General features: G+C 59.3%; 1 protein-coding gene. It reads right to left on the bottom strand.

The window, feature by feature from the left end:
- Window positions 1-525: 525 nt before the first annotated feature.
- Entirely contained in the window at window positions 526-1,746 is a 1,221-nt protein-coding gene (locus ACX4ZE_RS22610) for an aminotransferase class I/II-fold pyridoxal phosphate-dependent enzyme (RefSeq protein ID WP_480275479.1), read from the bottom strand.
- Window positions 1,747-2,950 lie beyond the last annotated feature (1,204 nt).

The following is a 2,950-nucleotide window of genomic DNA, read 5'->3' as shown; positions in this document are numbered from 1 at the left end:
TATATATCCCCCGCCCTACCCCCACAGCAGATCTCATGACATGGACCTTACAAAGTAAAACAGTAGAAAGAGTCTTGCACTGGCCGCCTTTTCCGAAAAGACTACCACCGGCCGAAAAATTATCAACGCCGCCACCGATAAAGATCGCGGCACCTGATACGTGACATAGACGCATCGAACGCTACATTCCGTGAGGAGAATGCCAAGATTTTGATCTTGTCGTCAGGAAGGCGTTGTGCACTTAGGTCAGTCGGCACATAGCAGCCCACACTGGATACGCAGGAGGGCATGCCCAGATTCTCGACAGCCACCCCGCATTGGAGGCATCGAATCATTTCGAACAATAGTGACCAAAAGGAACAAAGCAGGCCGCGATAGAGGCTCATGCCATGCGTAGCGTGATCGAGGTCTGACCGGTAGGGGAGTTCTCGGGCGTGGAATTCGTGATGCTCTGATAGTGATGACCGCGTTTCCCACTGGACCGTAGACCAACCGGGTCAGGCTCATGCGGCGGCGCGCACCTGACTAGAAGGCGGCCTCCGGGATCTGCAGCGCCTCCGCCACAGTCTGCGCGACCAGATCGGCAGCCCGAACCAGCTGCTCCGGAGTGTGCTCCGAGGTCACGAAGAACCGTAGCCGTTCCCGGCCCGCGGGGACTGTCGGTGAAGTGATGAAGCCGGTGTAGATGCCGCGATGCAGTAATTTGGCAGAAGCGAAAACGACGCGGTACTCGCCCGGCACGATGACCGGGCAGATCGGGGTGCCCTCGGAGACACCAAGATCCAGGCCACGCTCGCGGAGCAGAGCATGAAACTGTTCGGCATTGGCCCACAGCCGAGTCAACCGGTTCGGCTCGTCAGCCAGCACGTCCAACGCCGCCCGCGCGGCACCGAGGGTGGCGGGAGCAGGACCACCGGTGAGCAAGAAGGCCGGTGCGTTGTACTTGATCGCTCCGATGAGTTCGGCGTCGCCTGCGATGTAGCCACCGCAGCTGGCCAGCGCCTTCGACAACGTGCCCATCCAGATATCCACGTCGTCGCCTGCCATCCCGTAATGCTCGCGGACACCGTAGCCGTGTGCACCGAAGACACCGATCGAGTGCGCTTCGTCGACCATGATCGCGCAGTCGTATTCGCGGGCGATGGCGGCTGCCTCGGCGACCCGGCCGACAGTGCCGTCCATGCTGTAGTGGCCCTCCAGTATCACCAGCGCCCGGTCGAACGCATTGCGCGAGTTCTGCAGCACCGTACGCAGCGAGTCCGGGTCGTTGTGTCGAAAGGTGAGCCGCCGCGCACCGGACCACTGCACACCGGAGACCAAACTGTTGTGGATGAGTTCATCGCAGACCGCGACATCGGCGGACCCAAGCAAGTATCCGATAACCCCAGCATTCGTCAAGTAGCCACTGGGCGTCACCATCGCGTCGCCGACACTGTAGATGTCGGCCAACCGCCGTTCCAGATCCAGCTGCAATTGGAATTGACCGCCCACGACACGACTGGCCGCAGCCGAAGCTCCGTACTCGCGGGCCGCCCGCGCGGCACCCTCGATTACCCGGGGATGACTGCTCAGGACCAGATAATCATAGGCACAGAAGTTCACCAGATCGGTGTCGGCGATTTTCGAGTTCGTGGCCCGGATCACCGAGCCACTCAGCCCCCTTCGAGTCAGAAACGCCGTGTTCACCAGATCACTGTTCGCGAACACTGCCGTGGAAAGCGTTTGGCGCCGTTTGAACTCGGCCACACCCGGATGGTCGGTGAACTGTTTGCCCTGGCCTCGGCGTGGACGCGATGACCGCTGGGGCCGTACAAGTTTGGGCGCCTGAGTCCGCGCGGCGGATGTAGCTGGTGTGGCCGACACAGTCCGATTGTTCGGGGCAGGCCGGGCAGTCAGCGTGGTTGTGTCGGGTTTCGTGGTCGTGCTAGATTTTTTGCCTTCGCTTAGCAGCTTACGCGCCAGATCTTGTGGCGACTCAGGCATGCTGGAACCTCCGCTTTCATTGGAGCGCCGGTCGGCGGGACCGGTCAGCTTGTCGGACTGATGCCATGGACGTCTCCGAAACGCTCTCGGTCCGATTCGAGTACGAACCGCTGCTCGGCAACCATCGATGACGCCGCACGTGACGCAATACCGTAGAAATCCGGGTAGATTTCCACGAACTGCCAGTCGAGGGCACTGCTCTTTCAGCGAGTATCCACATGAGCACGCGTTTACCTGGACTGCACAAGCGGGGCTGGTCCCCAAGCCCGGACGGAATAGCACGCGTCCTGCCCGACATGCCGACGAAACGTTCGCTGACTGTTTCCGGAAGGCTGATGCTACAGGAATATCCGACATCTACGCCAGCGATGTCGGGCACAACGAACTCTCCAGTCAACACAAACACGGTTCACACATTCCCTGGCCACGGTAATGAATCTCCACAACACGGACACTCATCAAAGTACCCTCCCGATTCACACCTGGCATCGATGTTCAGTCGACAATAAACTGCGGATACAGCTATTAACATAATTGTTTCCAAGAATATCTCGAACAGCCTGCTGCGCGACATTCCGAGAGATTTTCGTTATTTCCATGGACACTTGCAGCGCCCTGAGGGAACGCCGTGCTGTAAGAGCCTGAACTTCTCGAAGCCGAGCCCAGCCATGCGGAGGCCGGCGGCCGAATCAGACTCTCAGGACAGTTCGAACGGCAAAGACACTCCCAGGTGGACGCGACACCTCATACAGGTGTCCTCGGTCACCATACTGCGGTTGAGCGCTTTGAACCACACCAGATTTCCGCTCGAATTCGACGAAGAAATCGAAGGCACGCTCCCCCGCCTCTTGCCAAGATCGCATCCAGCAGATACCCAAAACGTCAGTGGTGTAGCACTTTTCGATTTCCCGAGCGAGCGCGGCCCTAAATCACCACTATGATGGCTTCAGAGACCACCCCCATCGAT

The organism is Nocardia sp. TBRC8007 (assembly GCF_056629435.1).
The sequence above is the reverse complement of the archived record's forward strand: the minus strand, read 5'-3'. Positions and strand labels throughout refer to the sequence as shown.